The following is a 21946-nucleotide window of genomic DNA, read 5'->3' on the forward strand; positions in this document are numbered from 1 at the left end:
GGCGTGAGGGCGACGGGAGTTCAGGTCGGGTGCCCAACTGCCGTGCGGGTCATGGGAGTTCAGGTGCGGGACAGGGCGGGTGCGGGCGCCGGGGCGGGTGTCTTGGTGCCCGGGCGGAAGCGGAGGGCCGCCCACACGGCGCAGACGAGGAACGGCACCGAGGTGGCCGCCGCGGTGAGGTAGGCCGCGGTCAGGGAGACGCGCGAGGCGGCGCCCAGCAGGGGCATCAGCGCGGCCGTGCCGATGCCGATCGCCAGCAGCCGCAGGGAGGCCATCTTCGCCTTGTCACCGGCCGCGGCGTGCTGCTGGAGGGAGGTCAACAGCCAGGTGATGGTGTTGAGGTTGGCGTAGCCCGCCAGGAAGTACGCGGGGAAGTGCAGCCACGGCGAACCGGAGAAGGCGAGCGCGGCCGCCAGGAGGCCCTGGAGCGCGACCCACCCCGGCAACAGGGCCTGCCGCACGGTGAAGCGGGTGAAGAACGTCGCCGTGATCATTCCGGCGCCGAACGTGGCCTCCAGGGCGGACACCACCCAGGACGCCGCGCCGTAGTGGGCGTCCACGAGGGGGACCACCAGGGTGCTCAGGCTGTAGGAGAACACGAAGTCGCCCGCGCACATCGCGATCATGCCGAAGACGACCAGCTCCGAGCGGTGCCGGCGGAACAGTTGGCGCCAGTCCGCCACCATCCCGCCCAACGCCCCGCGCAGTGAAGGCAGTTGCGCGCCGCCCACGGAGGCGGTCGTGTCGCGGGGCAGGGTCGAGACGACCCCCGCCGCGACGAGGGACATCGCCACGTCGACCAGAAGGGCCTGGGTGGGGGTGCCCACCAGCAGGACCAGGCCGAGGGCGGCCATGCCCGCGAGCCGCCCGGTCTGGATCGCGATGCCGATCATGCTGTTGAAGGCCACCGCGCGGGTGCTGTCGATGCGGTGGGCGGTGAACTTGAAGAACGCGGTGCGCTGGACGTTGTCGAAGACGGCGAGGAAGACCGCGGCCGTGCCGATCACCGCCACCGGGTTGCCGATCCGCAGGGTCGACACGGTGAAGATCAGCGCGACCGTCGCCGAGCGCAGCACGCTGCACGCCAGGTAGACCCGTTGGGAGTCCAGGGCGTCCACCAGGGGGCCGGAGAACGGCAGGACGAGCACCGCGCCCAGGCCCTGGAGGGCGAAGATGACGGCGAACGCCTGGGCGTCACCGGTCAGATGGAACAGGGTCTGCCCCAGGGCCAGGGTGTACAGGCCCATGCCGATGCTGGAGATGAGCATCGAGCCGAGCATGGTGCGCGCGATGCCGTCCCGCCAGATCATGCGAGCCCCAGCCGTACGGTGGCCTTGCCGAGGTTGCGGCCGTCCAGCATGCCGAGGAAGGCGTCCACGATCCCGTCGAACCCGTCGGTGACCGTCTGGGGATCGACGACGGTCCCGTTGATCAGGTGGGGGATGAGGAACTCCTCCAACTCTCCTTGTACGGCACGGTGGTTGCGGACCAGGAAGCCTTCGAGCCGGATGCTCTTCTCGACCAGGTCGAACAGATTGCGCGGGGCGGCGGGCGGCTCGGTCGCGTTGTACTGTGAGATGGCCCCGCACCAGGCGATCCGGCCGTACTCGCGCAGCCCGCCGATCGCGGCCTCCAGGTGGTCGCCGCCCACGTTGTCCACGTAGACGTCGAAGCCGTCGGGTGCGGCCCGGGCGAGCGACTCCGCGAGGGGCCCGTCGTGGTAGTCGAAGGCCGCGTCGAAGCCCAACTCCTCGGTCAGATAAGCCACCTTGGCGGCCGAACCGGCGCTGCCGACGACCCGCGCCGCGCCGAGGAGGCGGGCGATCTGACCGGTCGCGCTGCCCACTCCGCCTGCCGCCGCCGAGACGAACACGCTCTCCCCGGCCCGGAGCCGGGCCACCCGGGTCAGCGCCACATACGCGCTGAGGCCGGTGCCGCCGAGGATGCCCAGGAAGGCCGACAGGTCCACGCCGTCGACCTGCGGCAGCACCCGGGCCTCACCCGGCGCGATCAGCGCATGGGTGCGCCAGCCGTGCCGGTGCAGGACCAGATCGCCTTCGCGGTACTCGGGGGTGGCCGAGGCGGTGACCCGGCCGATCGAACGGCCCTCCAGCGGGACGCCGAGCTCCCAGTCGCCGTCCATGCACTCGCGCATGTACGGGTCGACGGAGAGCAGCAGATTCTCGACGAGGGCGGTGCCGGGGCCGGGCGTGGGGACGGCCTCCGTCACGAAGGCGAAGTCCTGGGGGGTGGGCCGGCCGTTAGGGCGGCGCACCTGGTGGACGAGGGTGTTGCGAGGGGCAAGGGACATGGGGGGCTCCAAGCGGCGCCGGTCGGGCGCGGTACGGCGGGTGGGCGAGGCCGGGGGGAAGGTCAGTCGAGGCGGCGGTCGATCACCGTCTTGATCTTTCCGCTGACCGGGTTGCGGTCCAGCGCGCCTTCGGGGTGGCACTCGACGCGGAGTTCGAAGACCTTCAGGCCGTCGTCGAAGACCTGGAGGTGGCTGAGGACGGGCAGCGCCCCCGTGAGGAACGCGTGCAGGGCGTCGGGGTCCAGCTCGTGCGGGGCCTCGGTGCGCACGATCAGGGTCTCCGTGCCGTCACAGGTCTGGATCTCCGCCTGGAGCTGGGAGATCTGGAACTTCTCCAGTGCGTCGAGCAGTTCACCGTAGTGAACCGTCCAGGCCTTGACCTTGATCTGCCCGTCGCTGCGGCCGAGGTACTCCAGGACCCGCCCCGACACCCCGCAGGCGCAGTCGCGTTGGCTGACGCGTCCCACGTCGCCGATGCGGTAGCGGATCAGCGGCCCCTCGAACTTCTGCATGCTGGTGATCAGCAGATGGCCGCTCTGCCCGTCCGGCACCGGCCGGCCGTCGTCGTCGACGACCTCGATCAGGTTGTAGTCGTCGTTGATGTGGTGGAGGGTGCGCCCCATGTGGGCACACTGGTGGCCGAGTTGGGCGCCGTCGTTGGCGGCCAGGATGCTGGAGATCACCTCGGTGCCGAGCTCGGTGCGCAGCCACTGCTTGTCGGACTCCGTCATCGGGGTGCCGCCGTAGACGACCTTCTCGATGCGCAGCGCCGGGTCGAGCTGCTTGGCCTCCCGCAGCAGCGGGAGGATCAGCGCGGGCATGCCGAGCAGGACGTTCGCGGAGAAGTCGCGCACCAGCATCAGCAGCAGGTCGGCGGTGATCTGTTGCCCGGCCGAGTAGGCCTCCACGGGCATCCGGGTCAGCTCGCTGCTGGTGGTGATCAAGCCCCCGTAAAGGCCGCCGCCCATCAGGGTGTTGACGACCCGGTCGCCGTTGCGCACGCCCAGCGAGCGCATCAGCGGGATCGCCTCGCGCACCATGTTCTCCCAGTCCGTACGGGAGTACACGATGTAGCGCGGTTCACCGCTGGAGGCGCCGCTGCGCAGGACCTCGCCGGAGGGCAGGGCGCCGCTGGACAGGCCGCGGTCGCGCGGCAGCGAGACCTTCTCCAGTGTGTGCTTGTCCAGGATCGGCAGCCGGACCAGGTCGGCGGTGCCGTTCACCTGGGGCAGGTCGCGGTAGTGCGGGGTGCGGCGGGCCCGGCCCACCAGATAGCGCAGCCGCGCGTCGAGGCGGGCGGCCCGCTGGGGGTCGTCGTCGCGGGCCCGGGCCAAGGTGGTGCCGGCCAGATAGGTGGCGGTGAAGAGCTCCTGGAACCAGGGGGAGCGGCAGTCCAGTGCGGCGACCGGGCTCGGCAGCCCGTCCAGGCCCGGTGCGCCCTGGATGCGGATGGCCGCGCTGCCCGGCCGGGGCGCCCGGACGAACAGTTCGCCGTCGGCGGCCGGGCCGTCGCCCTCCACCACGAGGTCGGGCACCCGGATGTGCCGCGCGCCGTCCACGGGAGTGTCGAGCGGCGCGGTGCGGGCGCCCGGCAGCGGCACGCCCGCCTCCCGCAGCAGCGCGATCAGCGCCTCCCACGGCTCGGGCCGCGCGGTGCGCAGAACCACGTCGTTGCCGAGCGCCCAGGCCAGCAGGAGCCCACGCAGGGTGGGGCCGGCCGCGTCGTCGTCGAGGGCGACCAGACCGGCCGGGTCGTGACGCCACACGTCGTCGGTGTCGGTCATCGGCCGCCAGGGGAACTGGCTCAACCCGCCGAGCGCCTCGTCGAGGGCGGCCGCGAGCGCGGTGCTGTCGAAGAGGACGGAGAGCTCGCTCCAGCCGGACTCCTCAAGGAGGTGGCCGAGCGCCGAGGCCGGGTCGGTGCGCAGCGAGGCTTCCGCGTGCTCCACGGCAAGCAGCAGGTCGGTGGGGTAGAACCTCATGACGGGCTCCCGGTCGGGACGGCGGCGGAGTGGACGGTGACGGCCTCGGCGCACGCGCGCAGGAACGCGCCGAGCACCTCGGGATCGGGGTGGGAGGCCTCGATGAAGACGGGCACCTCCCACTCCTGGTAGGTGATGTGGTCCGGGAGCGGGTCCCCCGGGGCCAGGACGTGGACGCGCTCCACACAGGGGTGTTCGCGCAGGGCGCGGGGCACCTCGATGCGGTGGCCGTGATCCTGCGGGAGATGGTGGCCGGGGAAGGCCAGCCAGCCGTGGTAACGGCCGCTGGGCGCCTGGGACTTGGGGCGGTCGGTACCGAGCCGCACGGCGATCTCGTGGGAGGGGAGATGGATGCCCGTGTGGCGCTCATGGGCGGTGACGACGCCGGCGCCGCCCACCCGGTTGGCGATCTCCAGGAAGACGAACGAATCGTCCGCGGTGTGGAACAACTCCAGGTGGATGCAGCCCTCGTCGATGCCCAGGGCCTCGACGACCCCGTCGACGAAACGGCGGTGTTCCTCGGTCACGGGGATCTGGTGCGAGCCGAGCGGCGTGCCGTCGGCGTACTGCACCGGCTTGTTGACGTAACGGCTCACCGACAGCTCAAACAGCCGGCCGTCCTTCAGCAGTCCGTCCGCGTGCAGGATCGCACCATCGATGTGCTCCTCCAGTTGGTACTCCTCGGGCCGCGGCAGCGCGCCGTGGACGGACACCGCCTCCTGGGCGCTGTCGAGCACCAACACGCCCTCGCTGGACGCTCCCTGACGCGGCTTCAGAACCGTACGTCCGCTCCACGGCAGGACCCCGTCGGCGGGCGGAGCGGCCACGAAGCGCGGGTGGCGGATGCCGGAGCCGGCCAGTGCCCGCTTCATCGCCACCTTGTCGCGGACCCGCTCCAGGACGTCCCGCGCGGGGCCGGGCAGGCCCAGGTGCGCCCGGACCCGCGCGGCCTCCAGGATGCCGAACTCGGAGAGCGACAGCACCTTGTCGTAGCCGTCGGCGGGTGAGGTGCGGGCGGTGATCCCGGCCACCAGGTCCTCGCCGTCGTCCAGGACCAGGCGTACGCACCGCAGTTCGTCGGGCACCTCCCGGATGTCCCGGGCCCGGCCGATGTAGGTCACCTCGTGCCGGTCGTGGTCGACGCCGCGGTGATAGGCGATCTTCCGATAAGGAACCTGGTGGATGATGAGGATCTTCATCCTGAGTACTCCAAGGCGGTGATGCCCCAGGTGAATCCCATGGAGCTGGTGGCGAGCAGGATCAGATCGCCACGTCGCAGCCGGCGCTGTTCGACGAGGTCCTGCAAGGCGATGAGGGTGTCGGCTCCGCCCATGTGGCCGAGCCGGTCGTAATTGAAGACGCTGCGGTCCGCCGGAATTCCCAGGTTGTCCAGCATCCGCTCGTGCATGCTTTTGTCGCCCTGGTTGATGAGGAAATACGAGACGTCGGATACGTCGCGTTCCAGGGTGCGCAGGGTTTCGCCGACGAGCCTCGTGAAGTTCTCTACGTAGGCGTCGGCCAGGCCCCGCCGGTGGGGGCCGCGCCGGATGACGACCCGGCCCTCGCGTGTCTCGCCCTTGTAGTAGTCCACCCAGCTCGGATCGGTGCGCATCTCGGAGTGGAGGAGCCGGAAAGAGAGATCGTGGTGCGCCAGCAGAACCGCCGCGCCCGCATCGCCAAAATTGAACAGGGCCTTGGAATCCGGGTCACTGTAATCCAACATCTGGCTCAGCCGGTCTCCCATGAGGACCAAGGTGTATTCGCCCGGCTTCAGGTTTCGGCTCTCCGTCGCCAGCCACATGGCGGTGAGGCCGGCATTGCAGAAGTTCGTTATCTCGAAACAGTGCGCGTTCTCGATGCCCAGTTCATGGGCGACCTTGGCGGCCGGCGACCAGAACGGGGCGTCCCATTCGCCGGATCCCGCGTAGATCACCTGACGGATCGCGCCGCGTTCCACCTCCACCCGGTCCAGGAGCCGGACGGCGGCCCGGTGGGCGAGCTGCCAGGACTGCTCGTCGGGGGCGAGGACGGGAAAGCTTTCCGTGTGCGTGATGGCCGCCAGGTCCGCGACGGCGACACCCGAGGCGACATGCATGTCGTGGATGTCGGCCGTCGCGGAGGGAAAGCACACGTCGAAGTCGACTATGCCTCCCACGAGCCACTCGCCTCGATGCTGACGCGGTGCACCGTGCGGTCGACGCCCGGCTCGATCGCGGTCGCCGCGTGATACGTCGTCTCGGTCTTCCAGATCACCAGGTCGCGGGGGGTCCACCGGTGGGTGTAGACGTGCGCGGGGTCCTGGATGAGCTGGTCGAGCACCGCGAAGAACGCCTCGTTCTCGTTGGCGTCGAAACCGATCACGCGGTCCAGGTACTCCGGGGCGCCGTAGATGTAGCGCCGTCCCGTGCCGGGGTCCGTCTTGACCAGCGGGTGCTCGACCATCGGGTGCTCGAACTCCACCAGCGCCTTGAACTCGGCGATGGAGAGCCCCGCGTGCTCGGGGGCGATGCGCTGGCGCTTGGTGACGGTGTGGACCGCGGTACGGCCCTCGACCTTGGCCTTCCACTCCTCGGGCAGGCGGTCGTACACGTCGCAGGCGTTGGCGTAGAGGGTGTGGCCGCTGGTGCCCGGCACCTGCACGCCGTGGAGCATCGTGTACGGAGCCGCGTCCTTCTGGTACGAGGAGTCCTGGTGCCAGAAGTTGCCGACGCGGGCGACGCCGACCGGCTTGCCCTTGTTGGTCGCGTTCGAGGAGATCATGATCTCCTCGTGCTCGGGGTGGCGGTACTTGGCCATGAGGAACGGCTTGGGCCTGCCGAGGCGGCTGGCGAGCTCGATCTGCTGCTCGGGGGTGATGTCCAGGCCGCGTACGACGAACAGCTCACGCTCGTGCAGCTGCCGGACGATCTCCTCCCACACCTCCGGGCGCAGCAGGTCCTCATAGGTGGCGCCGGTCAGCTCGGTGCCGATGAACGGGGTCAGGTGGGCGGTCTGCATGGGATGTCTCCTTCAGGGGGTCAGTCGTCGGCCAGGCACAGCGCGAGCGCCTGGACGAACCGGTCGATCTGTTCGGGGGTGCGGAAGGGGGCGACGGTGACGCGGAAGCGCTCACCGCCCCGTGCCACCGAGGGGAAGTTGATGGGCTGGACGTAGATGCCGAACTCGTGCAGGAGCCGCTGCGAGATCCGTTTGACCCGCTCGCCGCCCGGCACCAGGACGGGGACGAGGTGGGTGGGGGCGGAGACGAAGTCGATGCCGCTCTCGCGCAGCCGTCGGCGCATCAGGTCGGCGTTGGCGCGCAACTCCTGGCGCAGCCGCACCCCTTCCGGGCCCTGGAGCACGCTCAGGCTCATGAGGGTGGCGTCCAGGCTGGAGCGGGGGATCGTGGTGGTGAAGATGAACCCGGGGGCGTGCGAGCGCACATAGTCGAGGGCCGTGTCGGGGCCCGCGACATAGCCGCCGGTGGTGCCCACGGCCTTGCCGAACACGCCCTGCACGAAGGTGACCCGGCTCTCGCCGATCTCCTCGCAGATCCCGGCCCCGGTGGCGCCGTTGACTCCGATGGCGTGCGTCTCGTCGAGGTAGGTCAGCGCGTTGTACCGCTCGGCGAGGTCGCAGATCTCCGCGATGGGCGCGATGTCGCCGTCCATTGAGTACACCGACTCGAACACGATCAGCTTCGGCCGGTCCGACGGGTACGAGGCGAGGGCCTGCTCCAGGTCGGCGAGGTCGTTGTGGGCGAAGATGTGCTTGGTGTTGCCCGACGCCCGGACGCCCTCGATGAGGGAGCGGTGGTTGAGCGCGTCGGAGAAGACGACCGTCTGCGGCACCGCCTTCAGCAGCGTGGACAGCGTCTCCACATTGGCGACGTAACCGCTGGTGAACACCAGGGCCCGCGCCATGCCGTGCCAGTCGGCCAGCCGCCGCTCCAGCTCCACATGGGCCTCGCTGGTGCCGGCGATGTTGCGGGAGCCGCCGTTGCCGGTGCCGTGGCGCAGCGTGGAGGCGATCTGCGCCTGCATGACGTCGGGGTGCTGGCTCATGCCCAGGTAGTCGTTGGTGCACCAGACCTGGATCCGGCGCCCCTGGTGCAGGGCGTGCCCGCGGTCCTCGGCGAGGTAGGAGCAGGGGATGAACTCGCGGTACAGGCCGTCCGCTTTCAGCCGGTCCAGGGTGTCCTGCAAGTCCACGAACGCGCTGGGCGCCTTTTCAGCGACGATTGGGGTCACCGCGAAGTCCTCTCAACTCGGTGGCTTCCTTGGTGACTTCACTGTCGAACAGGGCGCCCGGACCAACCAGTGCGCACCGGACATATGTGTGCTGCCACCACCCACGGCGCCCCTCGCCGGCCGGTGGGCGTGTGCGGGCGAACAGCGCTGCCACGCGGCGGACTTGCCACAATCACCACGCTCAGGGATCGCGGCAACTCTTGGATGTCGCCGAAGGGGATCCGCATCACCGCAGGTCAGGGCAGTCGTACGGGGGAGTCGACCGGCGGTCGAGGCCGGCTTGAGCCGCCGGGGGGCGGGTGTGGGCGTTGATGCGTGCGCCGGTGTCTCCCTACCGTCCTCGGCATGAAGCAGCGTCCCTCGGGCCCTGAGCCACTGTCGCCCCAGCACATCGAAATCGGCCGGTTCCTCGCTGCCAGGCGCGCGGAAGTGACACCGGGCCAGGTCGGTCTCCCCGATGCCGGTACCCGCCGCACGCCGGGCCTGCGCCGGGAGGAGGTCGCCCTGCTCGCCGGGGTCAGCGTGTCCTGGTACACCTGGATCGAGCAGGGCCGCGCGGAGAACGTCTCCGGCGAAGTGCTCGACGCCATCGCGCGCACCCTGCGCCTGCCGGAGAGCCAGCGCGTCTATCTGCGCCAGCTCGCCGGGGTCGACGCCTCGTACACCGCCCGGGAGCAGATCACCGACCCGGAGTCGTTCCGGCCCTTCGTCGACAACTGGGGGAGCTACCCGGCGTACATCGCCGACCGCCAGTGGAACATCGTGGTGGCCAACGTCGCCGCCGAGGCGCTGCTGGGCATTCAGGACTCGGACAACCTGCTGTGGGAGCTCTTCACCAGCACGGACACCCCCGCACGCCACCCCCGGTGGGACACCGACGCGCAGGAGGCCGTCGCCCGCTTCCGGGGCCAGGCGGTCAACCATCTCGAAGAGCCCCGCATGAAGACGCTGCTGCGCCAACTCACCCACGAAAGCCCGGAGTTCGCCCGTCTGTGGGAGCTGCGCGAGGTGGCCGAGGACGCCTGCGGACCGGCCCTGCTGCACCACCCGCACACCGGTGAACTGCACTTCAAGCGCACCACCCTCGACTTCACCGACCGCATCGCCCTGCGCCTGACGGTCTTCCACCCGATCGCGGGATCGGGGACCGCGGAGGCACTCAAGAACCTCCGGCTCCCCCTGACGGCCCGCGACGCGTCCGCCCTGGAGGTGGCGGCCTGATGAAGACGATCCCCGCGACCCGCTGGAACAGCGCGGCCACCACCGCCCACACCCTGCGCCTGGGCGAGTACCGGCTCACCTATCTGCCCGACGGAGCCGTACAGCTCGACCCCCGTGCCTGGTTCCCCGAGGCCGGGTCCGCCCACTGGTCGGCGCCGGCGGGGGAGTTGCTGGACGGCGCCGGGTTCCTCAGCGCTTCCATCGGCGCCCTGCTCGTCGAGTACCGCGGCCGCTGTCTACTCATCGACGCCGGTTTCGGCCCGTACGACATCCCCGCCGCCCACACCCACCCGAGCCTGGGACGGCTGGCGGGCGGCGGTCTCGCCGCTTCCATCGAGGCGGCCGGACGCACCCCGGCCGACATCGAGGCGGTCGCCTTCACCCATCTGCACGACGACCACTTCGGCTGGGCCCTGAGCCGGGACCGGCCGCGGCCGGCCCTGCTCGCCTCGGCGACGCTCATCGCCTCGGCACCCGAGTGGGCGTCCTGGCCCACGCGGCCCACCACCGGCATCCGGCGCATCGGCGACGGCGAGGAGATCTTCCCCGGGGTCACCGCCTGGCTGACGCCGGGGCACACCCCCGGCCACACCTGCTACGTGATCTCCGCAGGCCCCCAGCGGCTGATCGCCTTCGGAGACGTCTTCCACACCCCGGCCCAACTGGCCAACCCCCACTGGCGGGTCACCATGGACGCCCGACCCGAGGCCGGTGTCGACACGCGCCGAGCGGTGCTCACGGAACTGGCCCGGCCCGGCACCCTCGCCTTCGCCAACCACTTCGCCGACGTCCCCTTCGGACAGCTGACGGCGGACGGCTCCACCTATAACTGGGAACCCCTCACCTGACGGGACGCCCCCTTTATTTGGCGTATTCGACTCACCTTGGTCATGTGACGAGTTCGCGCATTCAGCTCGTCCGCCGGTTGTTCATTTTCCCCGCATCAGGAGTTCCTGATGCGGGTACCGGTGTTTTCCCGGCGGCCGCCCCGAACTGGCTGTTGGTGACGGTCATATGGTGGCTGGTCATGTGGTCACCGCAGTCTGGGAACAGGTGCGTGCGACTGCAACGATCATCTCGTGAGTTCAAAGATCGCAATCACCGGCGCTTACGGATCGGGCAAGACGGCCCTGTCCCTCGCGCTTTCCCACCTGACCGGAATTCCCCGCACGCAGGGCACTCCCATGCGTGAACCGATCGGCGGCGAAGGCCACTCCGTCCACAACTGGACCGACGGCGAAGTCCTCCAGCTGACCGTCAACCGCTACGCGGAGCGGCTGCTCGGCGAACAGGCCTGCGCCACCGGATTCATCTCCGACGGCTCGGTCCTGCACGAGTGGGTCTACGCCAAGCTCCGCCTGGTCGTCGGCTCCTACCCCGGCACCGCCCAGGACCTGCGCCGGCGCTACCGCAACGAGGTGACCCGCGCCTACGAGGACGTGGCCGACCACATCGGGCGCCTGGCCGCACGCCACGCCAAGCGGACCTACCAGCACTTCGTGCACCTGCCGATCGAGTTCGGCCTGGCCGAGGACAACCCGCCCGTCAACGAGGCGTTCCGGAGTCTGTCCGACGAACTCATGCTGCCCGCCCTGCACGAAAGCGGAATTCCCGTGCACACGGTGACGGGCCCACTGGCCGAGCGGCTTGAGAAGGTCGTCGCCCTCACCGGTCTCACGCCCGTGATGGACACCGAAGAAGCCATCCGCGCCGCGCACAGCTGACTGCCCCCGAACTTCCCCCTAGACGAGGCGAGACCGACCATGCTGGAAACTCCGAAGTTCAGCGACAACCCGAATCTCAAGCTGGCGATATCCGGAACGTATTCGACCGGAAAGTCCACGACCACCGAGGCCCTGTCGATCGCCACCGGCATTCCCCGCACCCACGCCAAGACCTCGCGCGAGCTCCTCGTCGACCTGGTCCCCGGCAAGACGGTGATGGAGCTCAACGCCATGGAGCTGGTCAAGCTCGGGCTGCGGCGCTTCGAGGAACGCGTCGCCAACGAGTCCGGTACCGGCGCCTTCATCTCCGACGGCGGTGTCTTCCACGAGTGGGTCTACTTCGAAGCCCGTATGCAGGTGGGCATCAACCCCGGCGCCACCTGGTGGTTCAAGGCCATCAAGCAGGTCATGGGGCTGCCGGTCAAGCACTTCTACCAGCGCTACACCGACACCCTCGGCGACATCACCCGTGACCGCGCCAAGCGCACCTACGACGCCTATGTGCACCTGCCCGTCGAGTTCGACATGGAGCCCGACGGCCACCGTCCCGTCTCGGAGAAGTTCCGCCGCCTCTCCGACGACCTGCTCATCAAGGCCCTCGCCGACATGGGAATCCCGTACCACGTCGTCGGCGGACCGGTCCCCGAGCGCATCGAGAAGATCGTCGAACTCTTCGACCTGCCCGTGGTGGTTCCCATCGACGAGGCGATCGAGGAGGCCAAGCGGCGCGTGACCGCCGACATCGAGGACCTGAAGGCCGACGCCCGGTTCCACGAGGCCCAGCGGCAGAAGTCCCTGGGCCGACGGATCGGTTACGCCCTGCGCTACTGACCCCCGCACACCTCCGAGCCCGCCCACCCCACCGCAGTAAGGAACACCGGCGTGTCCACCCTCAGCGTGCCCACCAAGCCGCGCCGACTGGGAGCCGTACTGGCCCTGTTGGCCTTCGCCCAGATGATCATCGCGATCGACTACAACATCGTCTTCGTGTCCCTGCCGGAGATCGGCAGCGACCTGGGCTTCTCGGCCCAGAACCTCCAGTGGATCGTGTCGGCGTACGCCGTGGCGTTCGGCGGCTTCCTCCTGCTCGGCGGGCGGGCCACCGACCTCTTCGGCCGCAAGAACATGTTCGTCCTCGGCCTGTTCCTGTACGCCGCGTCCTCGCTGGCCGGCGGTCTCGCCACCGAGCCCTGGCTGCTCATCGCGGCCCGCGCCGTGCAGGGCCTCGGCGGCGCCTTCCTCGCCCCGGCCACGCTCTCCCTGGTCACGACCCTGTTCGCCGAAGGCGCCGAGCGCAACCGGGCGTTGGCGATCTGGGGCGGCGCCGGTGGCTCCGGCATGGTGCTCGGCTCGATCCTCGGCGGCCTGCTGACCGAGACCTTCGGCTGGTCCTCGGTGTTCTACGTCAACGTCCTGCTGGCCGGTGCCGCGACCGTCGCCGCCCTGTTCCTGCTGCCCAAGACGTCCTCCTCGCGCAACGGCTCCTTCGACCTGCCGGGCGCCCTCAGCGCCACCGTGGCCGCCACCCTGCTGGTGTTCGCCCTGGTCCAGGGGCCGGCCTCCGGCTGGGGTTCCCCGCTGATCGTCACGTCCCTGCTGGTCTCCGCCGCGCTGTTCGCGACCTTCCTCGCCGTGGAGTCCAAGACCCGCTCCCCGCTGGTCCCGCTACGCCTTTTCGCCAACCGCAACCTGTCCACCGGCAGCGTCATCACCTTCCTGTTCATGGCCACCTTCGGCGCCCTGGCCTACTTCCTCACCCAGTTCTGGCAGGTCGTACAGGGCTACAGCGCCTGGGCCACCGGCTTCGCCTTCGTCGTGCCGTCCGGCTGCGTCCTGATCGGCACCGTCATCGGCGGCAAGGCCGCGACCCGGCTCGGCGTCCGCACGACGCTGCTCGTCGCCCTCGCCATGGGTGTCGTCGGCACCGTCGCACTCGCCCTGTCCCTCTCCCAGCACGCCTCGTACGCCGTGCTCGCCCCCTCGCTCGTCCTGCTCTCGCTGGGCCAGGGCATGGTCTTCACCACGATGTTCGCCGCGACCTCCACGGGTGTGCCGGCCGAGGACCAGGGCATCGGCTCGGGCATCGCCACCACCGGTCAGCAGATCGGCGGCGCCGTCGGCCTCGCCGTGCTCATCGCCCTCACCTCCGGCAAGACCGGCGAGCACGCCCCCGACCCCGCCGACCTGACCGACGGGATCCGCCTCGCCACCTGGGGCATCGCGGCGGGCATCGCCGTGACCGTCCTGGCCGTGCTGAACCTGAAGAAGCCCGCCGCCCCGGTCGACCCGGCCACCCCCGCGGTCCAGACGCCCGAGCGCGACCTCGAACGCGTCTGAGACCCGCCCCCTGACGCGGCGGCGCCCCGTCATCCCCCGCCTCGGGCGCCGCCGCCCCCACCCCTCCCGCGTCACCCCACCCCCACGCACCACCACCCGTACACACCGGATCGTCTCGGAGGAACACGCGCATGACCGCCACCGCCGTCCTTCCCCACGTCCTGAGCCTCGCCTCGGCCGACGAATTCCTCGGCGATCGCAAGAACCGCTTCTTCGGTGAGGGCTTCAAACGGGTCACCCACGTCCTGACCGACATCACCGTCAGACCGACGGCGCTGGGGATCCCCGGACGCATCGACGCCACCGCGGGCGTCCGCATCCCGGGCACCTGGTCCCGCAAGGGCGAATCCCACCAGCGCCCCCACCTGTCGACCATCGACGCGATGGCCTTCGCCGCCCAGCTCACCGGCCTCTACCTGGCCCACACCCGAGGCCTCGGCCGCCAGGACTCCTTCGTCGTACGGTCGTTGAGCATCAAGGCCGGCTCCGCGCCCGACGAGGACGGCCTTGACCGCTTCCCCGCCCACGCCCAGCACATCGCCACCGGCCCCGCCGACCGCCCCGGACACCAGCTCACCGTCACCGACTGCCGCATCGGCTCGCTGACCGTCCGCGTGGAGGCCGAACACACCGACTCGGCCGTCCAGGCCGGATCCGACGGCACCTACGGCGTCCCGGAGTTCCTGCCCGGCCCCTGGAACGACGCCCCGTTCGGCGCCTCGCACCACGGACGCCACCAACTGCTGCGCGACATCCGCGCCGACGGCGTGGCCCACACCGCCAGCGCCCGCCTCGACATCACCACCGACATCGAGGGCACCCGGCCGGCCGCCCAACCGCCCACCATGATCGACCTGTTCACCGCCTGCCTCCAGCTCGGACAGATCCTGCTCTACCGGCTCGACGGCGTCGACCGCGCCACCTCCAACACGCTGTGGATGCGCCGCACCACCATCTCCCCGGTGCCCGCGCACGCGGCCGACGACGGCCGTCTGCGGGTCGAGCTGGCGAAGCCGACCGAACTCCCCACCGACGACGGCGTCTGGCGCGCCGCCAAGATCACGGCCGGATATGCGGGCATGGCGCTGACCTGCCACGTGGCCCACCGACTGCCCGCCCTCGCCGCCCCCGCCTCCTGAAGGAGACACCGCCATGGCACGCACCGCTGTCCTGGCCGGCCTCGGCGGCTATCTGCCGCCGCGCCGGGTCACCAACGAAGAGCTGTCCGAGCGCTTCGACACCTCCGACGAGTGGATCACCACCCGGACGGGGATCCGCAGCCGCCGCTGGGCCGACACCGGCATCTCCACCGGTGACCTGGCCGTCGAGGCCGGTCACCGCGCGCTGAAGTCCGCGGGACTGGCACCGGAGCCGGGCGTGGTGGACATGGTCGTACTGGCGACCACCACCCCCGACCAGCCCTGTCCGGCGACCGCCCCCGACGTCGCCGCCCGGCTCCACCTCGGCCCCGTCGCCGCCTTCGACATCTCCGCGGTCTGCACCGGGTTCGTCTACGCGCTCGCCGTCGCCTCCGCCCAGATCAGCGCCGGGCACGCCGACCGGGTCCTGGTCATCGGCGCCGAGACGTACTCGACGATCCTCAACCCCGCCGACCGCACCACCTCCGTCATCTTCGGCGACGGCGCGGGCGCCGTGGTCCTGACGGCCGGCGAGGACGACCAGCCGGGCGCGCTCCTGGGCGTGCACCTCGGTTCGGACGGCGCCCACAAGGACCTCATCTGCATCCCCGGCGGCGGCTCACGCCAGCGCGCCACCCACGGCGAGCCGGACCCCGCCGAGCAGTACTTCACGATGCAGGGCAAGAAGGTGTTCGCCGCCGCCGTCAACCACATGCGGCAGTCCACCGTCAGCGTCCTGGACGCCGTCGGCTGGACCACCGACCAGATCGACCTGCTGGTGGGCCACCAGGCCAACGCCCGCATCCTCAAGTCCCTGGCCAGACAGCTGGATCTGCCCGAGGACCGCGCCTTCATCAACATCGACCAGGTCGGCAACACCTCCGCCGCCTCGATCCCCCTCGCGCTCGCCGACGCCTGCGCGGCCGGCCTGCTCGCACCGGGCGACCGCGTGCTGCTCACCGCCTTCGGCGGCGGACTGACCTGGGGCTCGGCCGCGCTCACCTGGCCCGGCCCCACCCCCGCCTGACCTCCCCGCACTTCCTCCGACCTTCACGACCAAGGAGTACGTCATGTCCAAGACCCTCACCGTCCCGCTCAGCGACCAGATCCTCGACCTGCTCGTCAGCGAGTTCGACGCACCCGCCGGCACCACCGTCGACACCGAGTTCAAGCTCCTGGGCTTCGACTCGCTGATCCTCGTCGAGCTCGCCGTCGCGCTCAGCTCGCTGCTCGGCGCCGAAGTCACCGACGACGAGCTCCAGGAGGCCGGCACCGTCACCAAGACGGTCGCCCACCTCGCCGCGCGCGGCATCCACGGCTGACGCGGCCCGGGCAACGGGGCGGCCGCATCCCCCCGCCCGCCCCGCCCGCATCCCCCCACACCCCCACCCAGGACAGCACTGACATGAGCCGCACCCGGATCGCGTTCTTCGACGTCGACGGCACCCTGACCAACGCCACCAGCCTGTTCCGCTTCCTGCGCCACTACCTGGCCGCCCAGGGCCACGGCGAGGACACCTATCTGCAACGCCGGCGCCACATCATGGAGCTGGCCGCCCGCGGCGTACCGCGCGAAGAGACCAACCGGGCCTACTTCGCCAACTTCGCCGGCGCCGAGGCCGACCGGGTCGCGGCCCTGGGCGAGCGGTGGCTGGCCGCCGAACTCGACCAGCAGGGCTTCTTCAACGCGCATGTGGTGGGGGCCCTGCACCGGCACCGGGAGGCCGGCGACCGCGTCGTCCTGGTCTCCGGGTCCTTCCCCGCCTGCCTCGACCCGATCGCCGCCCACCTCGGCGCCGATGCCGTGCGATGCTCCAACCCCCGTATCAGCGAAGGCCGTTACACCGGCGAGCTCGTCGGGCCCGCGATGATCGGCGCGGCCAAGGCGGAGGCCGTACAGCAGGCGTGCGCCTTCTACGGCATCCCCGCCGAGCGGTGTGTCTCCTACGGGGACCACCTCTCCGACCTGCCGATGCTGGAGGAGACCGGCGACGGTGTCCTCATCGGCGAGGACCCCGCCCTGGACGCCGTGCGCCGTGCGCACTGGAGCCACCTGCCCGCCCAGCCCGCGCCCCCGCCCCTCGACCTGTTCCCGGCGGTGGCCGCGACCGGGAGGAAGGCGTCATGAGCGTCGCGGCCCCGCACCGCCAGGCCACCTCCGGCGAGCTGGCGTGGTGGCACGCCCTGCAAAGGATCCGCACCCGGGTGGCCCGCGAGATCGCCCGCGCGCTGGACCGCCAGGGCCTGTCCCTGTCCGCCTATCTCGCACTTGAACAACTCGCCGCCGCGTCAAGGGAGTTGGGCATGACCGAACTGGCCGGCCGGGTCGGTCTGAGCCCCTCGTCCACCTCCCGGCTGATGGAGCGCCTCGCCCGGGACGGGCTGGTGGCCCGGCGGGAGGGCACCGACGACCGGCGCAGCGTCCACGGCCACGTCACCGACAAGGGCCGTGCGCTGTACGCCGAGGCGCGCCCCGGCTATCGGGCGGCCCTGGCCCGCGCGATCGACACATCACTTCCGGACGGGGCGTTCTCACCGCGCCCGGCCGACCACCACGAGGAGAGCTGAGCCATGCGAGCCGTCGCCGTCACCCGCTACGGTGCCCCCGAGGTACTCGACGTGGTGGAGCTACCGGTCCCCACACCCGGACCGGGCTGCCTGCGCATCAAGACGTACGCCGCCGCCGTCAACCCCGCCGACGTGATGCTGCGCCTGGGCCAACTGGACCCCTATCTCGGGGCACTTGAGGGCCCGTACGTGCCGGGGATGGAGGTCTCGGGCCTGGTCGACGAGGCTCCGGCGGAGAGCGGATTCACCCGGGGCGACCCGGTCATGGCGTTCGTCGACCCCTTCACCCCCCACGGCGGGGCGCAGGCGGAGTACGTCGTGGTGCCCCTGGCGCACGTGGTCGCCGTCCCGGACGGGCTCGATCTGGTGGCGGCGGCCGGTCTGCCCATGAACGCGCTCACCGCGCACCAGTGCCTGGCACTGCTCGACCTGCCGGCCGGCGCCACGCTCGCCGTGACCGGCGCCACCGGCGCCCTGGGCGGATTCACCGCCCAACTCGCCCACCACCGCGGCCTCACGGTGATCGCCGCCGGCGACGACGCCGACCACGACCTGCTCAGGGCGCTCGGCGTGGACGTGGTGGTGCCCCGCTCCGGCGGAATCGAGGCCTACCGCCGCGCCGTCCCCGGCGGCGTCGACGCCCTCGTGGATGCCGCGGTCCTGGGCGGGGCGGCGCTGGGCGCGGTGCGGGACGGCGGGCAGATGGTGCGGTGCCGCCCCGCGGAGCCCGCCACCGAACGGGACATCACCGTCCACACCGCCTCCGTCCTGGAGTACGGACCCAGGCGGGAGGCGCTCGGCGAACTGGCCGCGCTGGCCGGCGCCGGCCATCTGACACCGCGCACCGCGGCCGTCCTCGACCCCGCCGACGCCTGGCGGGCCCACCGGGACCTGGAGAAGGGCGGCCTGCGCGGCCGTCAGCTGATCACCTTCACCACCGACGGGAAGTGACCCCATGGTCAAGCAGACCACGACCCTGCGCGCGGCCGGAGCCCTCGTCGTCTTCGAGGGGGCGCCCCGCGTGCGGTGGAGCTGGAAGTCGGCCGCCTGCTGGACTCCCGTCGGCCTGTGGCCGGAACCCGGCGACCGCGCCGAGGTGAGGGAGCGACTGCGGGACGGCGAGCCGGTGTTGATCGTGTTCGCGGAGCGGGAGGGCGGCGTCCCCGTCACCCGGGAGGAGCTCTCCGGGGCGCCGGACGCGATACGGCGCCTGGCGCGCATGGACGATGCCGAGGACCTCGGCGAACTGCTGGTTCCCCCGCTGGACTGGCTCCCGCAGGACATGCGCCGGCGCGGGCTGCGCTTCTTCGAGCAGAGCAGCGCGGAGATCGCCAGGACGCCCCGGGCGATCCGGGGCCCGATGCTCCTGGAGCCGGCCCCGAAGGACCAACGCCAACTGCGTTTCGCGCGGGCCACCGGCCCCTCGGGGTGCCTCGAACGCGATCTGCCCGCGCTGGTCGAGCACGCCTTCGCGCACCATCGGGCGGCCGTCGGGCAGCACGCGGCCTGAACGGTGCCGGGCCGCGTCGGTCCTAGGCCACCCCGGCCAGGGCGCGCATCGGTGCCCGGCCCATCAGCTCGTAGGCGTAGGCCGCCGACGTCAGCGTCATGTGGTGGTGCCAGCCGGGGTAGGAGCGGCCTTCGAAGTCGGCGAGGCCGAACCCGTCGGCGAGCGTGCCGAGCGTCGTCACGGTGGCGTCTGCGGTGGCGGCCAGGGCGAGCAGCCGCTCGATGCGTTCATGGACCAGGTTGGTGACCCAGACCCGGCCGGGGCCCGCGCCCGACGCCGGCCAGGGGGCGAACACCCGGCACAGCGAGCGGCCGCGCGCCGGGCCCGGCAGACGCACCACACAGGTGGAGACCCGCACCATGCGGCCGGCGCCCGCGGCGGTCTGCCCCAGCGCGGTGACGGTGCGACCGTGCCGGGCCAGCAGGCGCCGGGCGTCGAGGGGTTCGCCGCCGAGCGCGGTCACCGGCTCCGGGGCGGCGTCCTGCTCCAGCGGGAGCATCGCGGTCGCCTGCGGCACGCCCACGACGAAGTCGTGGCGGCGATCGGCCAGGGCTCGGGCCAGGGCACTGGCCTGGCGGTCGTGGCCGAGGTCGGCCACCAGGGGAGCGCCCAGCGACACCGACTCCTCGGCGAGCGAGTCGACCAGGTTCAGAATGTGCGCGGACACCGACTGTTCGCGGTGCTGCGCGGGGATGCGGGCGCGCGCCATCAGCTCCGCGTCCCGGCTCCAGCGCCCCGGCAGCAGCATCCGCCAGTCGACGGGGAGCCGCGCGTGCTCGCCGGCCAGGAAGAGGCCGATGCCCGCCTGGCAGTTGACGATCTTCCCGAGCTCGGGCTGGAAGCGCCGGTGCACTCCGGCGGTGTGCACGCCGCGCTTGGGGGCGACCGCCCAGCCGATCGTCCACGCCCGCGCGGACGTGCGCGACTGAGCCCACTCCAGCAGGGCCCTGCGGACCGGCTGCCACTCCCACGGGCTGGAGTTCACGAACTGCTGGAGCACCGGGGCCGCGCCGGGAGCGCCCGCCGCCGCGGCGATCTCGCGGATCGATTTCTTGCCGGGCGCGTTCAGTACTCCGCGCAGGTAGAGGTGGGCGGAGCGGCGCTGATCCGAGCGCGGCAGCTCCGCGAAGAGGTCCCGCGCGAACGCGCCGAGCGGGTCCGGGGCAGGCGCCTTCGGCAAACGAGTCACTACCTGCACGGACATGGTGGGCTCCCCTCCCTTGGTGACGAGAGAAAAATACAAAACGTTCTGTACTTTTACCAGTCCTGAACCGGCACTTTCCGTCCCCGATCCGCTCGCCGCCGGAAGTCGACGGGTGGCCGGAAGGCGGCGGCGTGATGGCGTGATGAAGCGCATGACCCTGCCGAGCAAGGCGCCAACGACCCACAGGAGGTGTGCAGTTGTGGCAAGTTTGCCTAGGCGCACGGTGTGGCGCACCGCATGCTGGGCACCGAGTGCACACGACGACACAGGCGAGGAAAACAAAGAGGATGACCAAGCAGGACAGGGCTGTGCGCACGCGGGCAGCCCTCATCCGCTCCGCGGCCACGGAGTTCGACCGCAGTGGCTACGCCGGTGCCTCCATGAGTCAGATCACCAAGACCGCGGGCCTGTCCACCGGCGCCCTGACCTTCCACTTCAGCTCCAAGAGCGAACTCGCCGACGCGGTGGTGACCCGGGCGCGCGCCCAGGTGGTGGACGTCCTCGATGAGGTGGCCCTGAACACCAAGGGCACCGCGATGGACCGCCTGGGCGCGGTCGTGATCGCCCTGGCCCGCGCCCTCCACGACGACGTGGAGGTACGCGGCGCCGCCCGCCTGGAGCAGGAACGTCCCCGGAACGCACCGAACTGGTCGGCCGACTGGTATCCGGTGATACGGCACCTCGCGGGCCTGGCCTGCCGCTCGGGCGACCTCCCCGGGTCGGTGCGCTCCGACCAGGTGGCCGCGCTCGCGGCGCTGTTCGTGCGCGGCGCCGACCTCCATGGGCGCACCCACCGGGGTCATGACCCCGGCGGATGCCCCTTCGAAGAGTTCGCGGACCTGTGGTCGATAGCCCGGCGCGGCCTGCTGGCGGCGTCGGACCCGACGGCGTGACCCGCGTGCGGTCGGCGCCGGTCAGATCGCGGTCAGGCCCCCGTCCGTCGCCACCGCCGACCCCGTGACGAAGGACGCGCGATCGCTGCACAGCCACAGCGCGCCCTGCGCGACCTCCACCGGATCGGCCATGCGTCGCTGGATCTGGCGGGCGACGAACACCTCCTCAAGTGCGGGGGTTTCCGCGATCACGCCCTCCAGGAGTTCGGTCCGGGTGCTGGCCACCACCAGCGCGTTGACCCGTATCCCGCGCGCGCCGTACTCCGCTGCCGCCGCCTTGGTCAGGCCCAGCACGGCGTGCTTGGCCGCCACGTACGGAGCGACCGCACCGGTCGCCACCACGCCCGCCGAACTGGAGGTGTTGACGATCGCGCCGGATCCCGTCGCCAGCATCGCGGGGATCTGGTGCCGCAGGCAGTTCCAGACGCCGCGGACATTGACGTCCATGATCCGGTCGTACACCTCGTCGTCGACCTCGTGCAGGTCGGCGCCGGCCGAGGCCCAACCGGCGTTGTTGAAGGCCCCGTCGAGCCGGCCGAAGCTCTCCACCGCGCGGTCCACCGCGCGCGCGACGTCCGCGCCCCGTACGACATCGCCCGCGCTGGCGACCGCACGGCCGCCCGCCCCGGTGATCTCCTCGACCAGCGCCGCCAGCCGGTCCTCGCGGCGGGCCATCAGCACCACGGCCGCCCCCTCGGCCGCGAACAGGCGTGCCGCCGCGGCGCCGATCCCGCTGGACGCGCCCGTGATCATGACGACCTTGCCCTCGACCATGCCCGGTCCGGTCTTCGCCGCCGTCAGCGTGCCGCTGTCGTTCACCTTGCTCTT

22 protein-coding genes are annotated in these 21946 nt (G+C 71.2%); 13 read left to right on the forward strand and 9 right to left on the reverse strand.

All coding sequences use genetic code 11. The features are described from left to right. Positions 1 to 59: 59 nt before the first annotated feature. From DWB77_RS23265 to hemA, 7 genes are all read right to left on the reverse strand, one after another. Entirely contained in the window at positions 60 to 1310 is a 1251-nt protein-coding gene (locus DWB77_RS23265) for an MFS transporter (protein WP_120723090.1), read from the reverse strand. After that, positions 1307 to 2311, reverse strand: a complete 1005-nt coding sequence (locus tag DWB77_RS23270; RefSeq protein WP_120723091.1) for an NADP-dependent oxidoreductase — start codon at positions 2309 to 2311, stop codon at positions 1307 to 1309. The genes DWB77_RS23265 and DWB77_RS23270 overlap by 4 nt, the downstream gene beginning before the upstream one ends. Before the next feature lie 62 nt (positions 2312 to 2373). Continuing rightward, positions 2374 to 4293, reverse strand: coding sequence for a phenylacetate--CoA ligase family protein (locus DWB77_RS23275; protein ID WP_120723092.1), 1920 nt, complete (start codon positions 4291 to 4293; stop codon positions 2374 to 2376). Beyond that, on the reverse strand, positions 4290 to 5492 hold the full coding sequence (locus DWB77_RS23280; protein WP_120723093.1) for an ATP-grasp domain-containing protein: 1203 nt from the start codon (positions 5490 to 5492) through the stop codon (positions 4290 to 4292). The genes DWB77_RS23275 and DWB77_RS23280 overlap by 4 nt, the downstream gene beginning before the upstream one ends. Then, entirely contained in the window at positions 5489 to 6448 is a 960-nt protein-coding gene (locus DWB77_RS23285) for a 3-oxoacyl-ACP synthase III family protein (RefSeq protein WP_120723094.1), read from the reverse strand. Before DWB77_RS23285 ends, DWB77_RS23280 begins: the two co-directional genes overlap by 4 nt. Continuing rightward, positions 6436 to 7290, reverse strand: a complete 855-nt coding sequence (locus DWB77_RS23290; RefSeq protein ID WP_120723095.1) for a TauD/TfdA dioxygenase family protein — start codon at positions 7288 to 7290, stop codon at positions 6436 to 6438. Before DWB77_RS23290 ends, DWB77_RS23285 begins: the two co-directional genes overlap by 13 nt. 20 nt (positions 7291 to 7310) lie before the next feature. Beyond that, positions 7311 to 8522, reverse strand: coding sequence for a 5-aminolevulinate synthase (hemA, locus tag DWB77_RS23295; RefSeq protein ID WP_120723096.1), 1212 nt, complete (start codon positions 8520 to 8522; stop codon positions 7311 to 7313). 345 nt (positions 8523 to 8867) lie between these two features. Here hemA and DWB77_RS23300 point away from each other — a divergent pair, with 345 nt between their 5' ends. The 12 genes from DWB77_RS23300 (at position 8868) to DWB77_RS23355 (ending at position 19021) form a co-directional block, all read left to right on the forward strand. Continuing rightward, positions 8868 to 9743: a helix-turn-helix transcriptional regulator gene (locus tag DWB77_RS23300; RefSeq protein WP_120723097.1), complete on the forward strand. Its 876-nt coding sequence runs from the start codon at positions 8868 to 8870 to the stop codon at positions 9741 to 9743. Then, positions 9743 to 10591 carry an MBL fold metallo-hydrolase gene (locus tag DWB77_RS23305; protein WP_174248611.1) on the forward strand — a complete coding sequence of 283 codons (849 nt, stop codon included), beginning with the start codon at positions 9743 to 9745 and terminating at the stop codon, positions 10589 to 10591. Before DWB77_RS23300 ends, DWB77_RS23305 begins: the two co-directional genes overlap by 1 nt. Before the next feature lie 231 nt (positions 10592 to 10822). Then, positions 10823 to 11467 (forward strand): AAA family ATPase, encoded by a 645-nt coding sequence (locus tag DWB77_RS23310; RefSeq protein WP_162952594.1) that lies wholly within the window; start codon positions 10823 to 10825, stop codon positions 11465 to 11467. 39 nt (positions 11468 to 11506) lie between these two features. Continuing rightward, the gene (locus tag DWB77_RS23315) at positions 11507 to 12298 is read left to right on the forward strand and encodes an ATP/GTP-binding protein (RefSeq protein WP_120723099.1); all 792 of its coding nucleotides are present in this window, start codon (positions 11507 to 11509) and stop codon (positions 12296 to 12298) included. A gap of 51 nt (positions 12299 to 12349) precedes the next feature. After that, positions 12350 to 13804 (forward strand): MFS transporter, encoded by a 1455-nt coding sequence (locus DWB77_RS23320; protein ID WP_246033615.1) that lies wholly within the window; start codon positions 12350 to 12352, stop codon positions 13802 to 13804. Positions 13805 to 13935: 131 nt separating this feature from the next. Then, positions 13936 to 14943: an AvrD family protein gene (locus DWB77_RS23325; protein WP_120723100.1), complete on the forward strand. Its 1008-nt coding sequence runs from the start codon at positions 13936 to 13938 to the stop codon at positions 14941 to 14943. A gap of 13 nt (positions 14944 to 14956) precedes the next feature. After that, positions 14957 to 15970 carry a beta-ketoacyl-ACP synthase III gene (locus tag DWB77_RS23330; protein ID WP_120723101.1) on the forward strand — a complete coding sequence of 338 codons (1014 nt, stop codon included), beginning with the start codon at positions 14957 to 14959 and terminating at the stop codon, positions 15968 to 15970. Positions 15971 to 16013: 43 nt separating this feature from the next. Further along, a complete protein-coding gene (locus tag DWB77_RS23335; RefSeq protein WP_120723102.1) occupies positions 16014 to 16265 on the forward strand; it encodes an acyl carrier protein in 252 nt (83 codons plus the stop codon). Positions 16266 to 16348: 83 nt separating this feature from the next. Then, positions 16349 to 17071: an HAD family hydrolase gene (locus tag DWB77_RS23340; protein WP_120723103.1), complete on the forward strand. Its 723-nt coding sequence runs from the start codon at positions 16349 to 16351 to the stop codon at positions 17069 to 17071. Further along, positions 17068 to 17511, forward strand: coding sequence for a MarR family winged helix-turn-helix transcriptional regulator (locus tag DWB77_RS23345; protein ID WP_120723104.1), 444 nt, complete (start codon positions 17068 to 17070; stop codon positions 17509 to 17511). Before DWB77_RS23340 ends, DWB77_RS23345 begins: the two co-directional genes overlap by 4 nt. 3 nt (positions 17512 to 17514) lie before the next feature. Then, positions 17515 to 18462, forward strand: coding sequence for an NADP-dependent oxidoreductase (locus DWB77_RS23350; protein ID WP_120723105.1), 948 nt, complete (start codon positions 17515 to 17517; stop codon positions 18460 to 18462). Positions 18463 to 18466: 4 nt separating this feature from the next. Next, the gene (locus DWB77_RS23355) at positions 18467 to 19021 is read left to right on the forward strand and encodes a hypothetical protein (RefSeq protein ID WP_120723106.1); all 555 of its coding nucleotides are present in this window, start codon (positions 18467 to 18469) and stop codon (positions 19019 to 19021) included. Positions 19022 to 19043: 22 nt separating this feature from the next. Here DWB77_RS23355 and DWB77_RS23360 read toward each other — a convergent pair whose 3' ends face one another. Beyond that, positions 19044 to 20225: an IS701 family transposase gene (locus tag DWB77_RS23360; RefSeq protein ID WP_162952595.1), complete on the reverse strand. Its 1182-nt coding sequence runs from the start codon at positions 20223 to 20225 to the stop codon at positions 19044 to 19046. A gap of 287 nt (positions 20226 to 20512) precedes the next feature. Here DWB77_RS23360 and DWB77_RS23365 point away from each other — a divergent pair, with 287 nt between their 5' ends. Continuing rightward, positions 20513 to 21118 (forward strand): TetR/AcrR family transcriptional regulator, encoded by a 606-nt coding sequence (locus DWB77_RS23365; protein WP_120723108.1) that lies wholly within the window; start codon positions 20513 to 20515, stop codon positions 21116 to 21118. Between the two features lie 21 nt (positions 21119 to 21139). Here DWB77_RS23365 and DWB77_RS23370 read toward each other — a convergent pair whose 3' ends face one another. Then, positions 21140 to 21892 (reverse strand): SDR family NAD(P)-dependent oxidoreductase, encoded by a 753-nt coding sequence (locus tag DWB77_RS23370; protein ID WP_120728145.1) that lies wholly within the window; start codon positions 21890 to 21892, stop codon positions 21140 to 21142. Between the last annotated feature and the right edge of the window lie 54 nt (positions 21893 to 21946).

Source organism: Streptomyces hundungensis (assembly GCF_003627815.1).
Classification (GTDB): Bacteria; Actinomycetota; Actinomycetes; order Streptomycetales; family Streptomycetaceae; genus Streptomyces; species Streptomyces hundungensis_A.

Coding starts and splice junctions, on each gene's coding strand:
- DWB77_RS23265 (WP_120723090.1), bottom strand. CDS start 1,310: ATGATCTGGCGGGACGGCATCGCGCGCACCATGCTCGGCTCGATGCTC.
- DWB77_RS23270 (WP_120723091.1), bottom strand. CDS start 2,311: ATGTCCCTTGCCCCTCGCAACACCCTCGTCCACCAGGTGCGCCGCCCT.
- DWB77_RS23275 (WP_120723092.1), bottom strand. CDS start 4,293: ATGAGGTTCTACCCCACCGACCTGCTGCTTGCCGTGGAGCACGCGGAA.
- DWB77_RS23280 (WP_120723093.1), bottom strand. CDS start 5,492: ATGAAGATCCTCATCATCCACCAGGTTCCTTATCGGAAGATCGCCTAT.
- DWB77_RS23290 (WP_120723095.1), bottom strand. CDS start 7,290: ATGCAGACCGCCCACCTGACCCCGTTCATCGGCACCGAGCTGACCGGC.
- DWB77_RS23300 (WP_120723097.1), top strand. CDS start 8,868: ATGAAGCAGCGTCCCTCGGGCCCTGAGCCACTGTCGCCCCAGCACATC.
- DWB77_RS23305 (WP_174248611.1), top strand. CDS start 9,743: ATGAAGACGATCCCCGCGACCCGCTGGAACAGCGCGGCCACCACCGCC.
- DWB77_RS23315 (WP_120723099.1), top strand. CDS start 11,507: ATGCTGGAAACTCCGAAGTTCAGCGACAACCCGAATCTCAAGCTGGCG.
- DWB77_RS23325 (WP_120723100.1), top strand. CDS start 13,936: ATGACCGCCACCGCCGTCCTTCCCCACGTCCTGAGCCTCGCCTCGGCC.
- DWB77_RS23330 (WP_120723101.1), top strand. CDS start 14,957: ATGGCACGCACCGCTGTCCTGGCCGGCCTCGGCGGCTATCTGCCGCCG.
- DWB77_RS23335 (WP_120723102.1), top strand. CDS start 16,014: ATGTCCAAGACCCTCACCGTCCCGCTCAGCGACCAGATCCTCGACCTG.
- DWB77_RS23340 (WP_120723103.1), top strand. CDS start 16,349: ATGAGCCGCACCCGGATCGCGTTCTTCGACGTCGACGGCACCCTGACC.
- DWB77_RS23345 (WP_120723104.1), top strand. CDS start 17,068: ATGAGCGTCGCGGCCCCGCACCGCCAGGCCACCTCCGGCGAGCTGGCG.
- DWB77_RS23350 (WP_120723105.1), top strand. CDS start 17,515: ATGCGAGCCGTCGCCGTCACCCGCTACGGTGCCCCCGAGGTACTCGAC.
- DWB77_RS23355 (WP_120723106.1), top strand. CDS start 18,467: ATGGTCAAGCAGACCACGACCCTGCGCGCGGCCGGAGCCCTCGTCGTC.
- DWB77_RS23360 (WP_162952595.1), bottom strand. CDS start 20,225: ATGTCCGTGCAGGTAGTGACTCGTTTGCCGAAGGCGCCTGCCCCGGAC.
- DWB77_RS23365 (WP_120723108.1), top strand. CDS start 20,513: ATGACCAAGCAGGACAGGGCTGTGCGCACGCGGGCAGCCCTCATCCGC.
- DWB77_RS23370 (WP_120728145.1), bottom strand. CDS start 21,892: ATGGTCGAGGGCAAGGTCGTCATGATCACGGGCGCGTCCAGCGGGATC.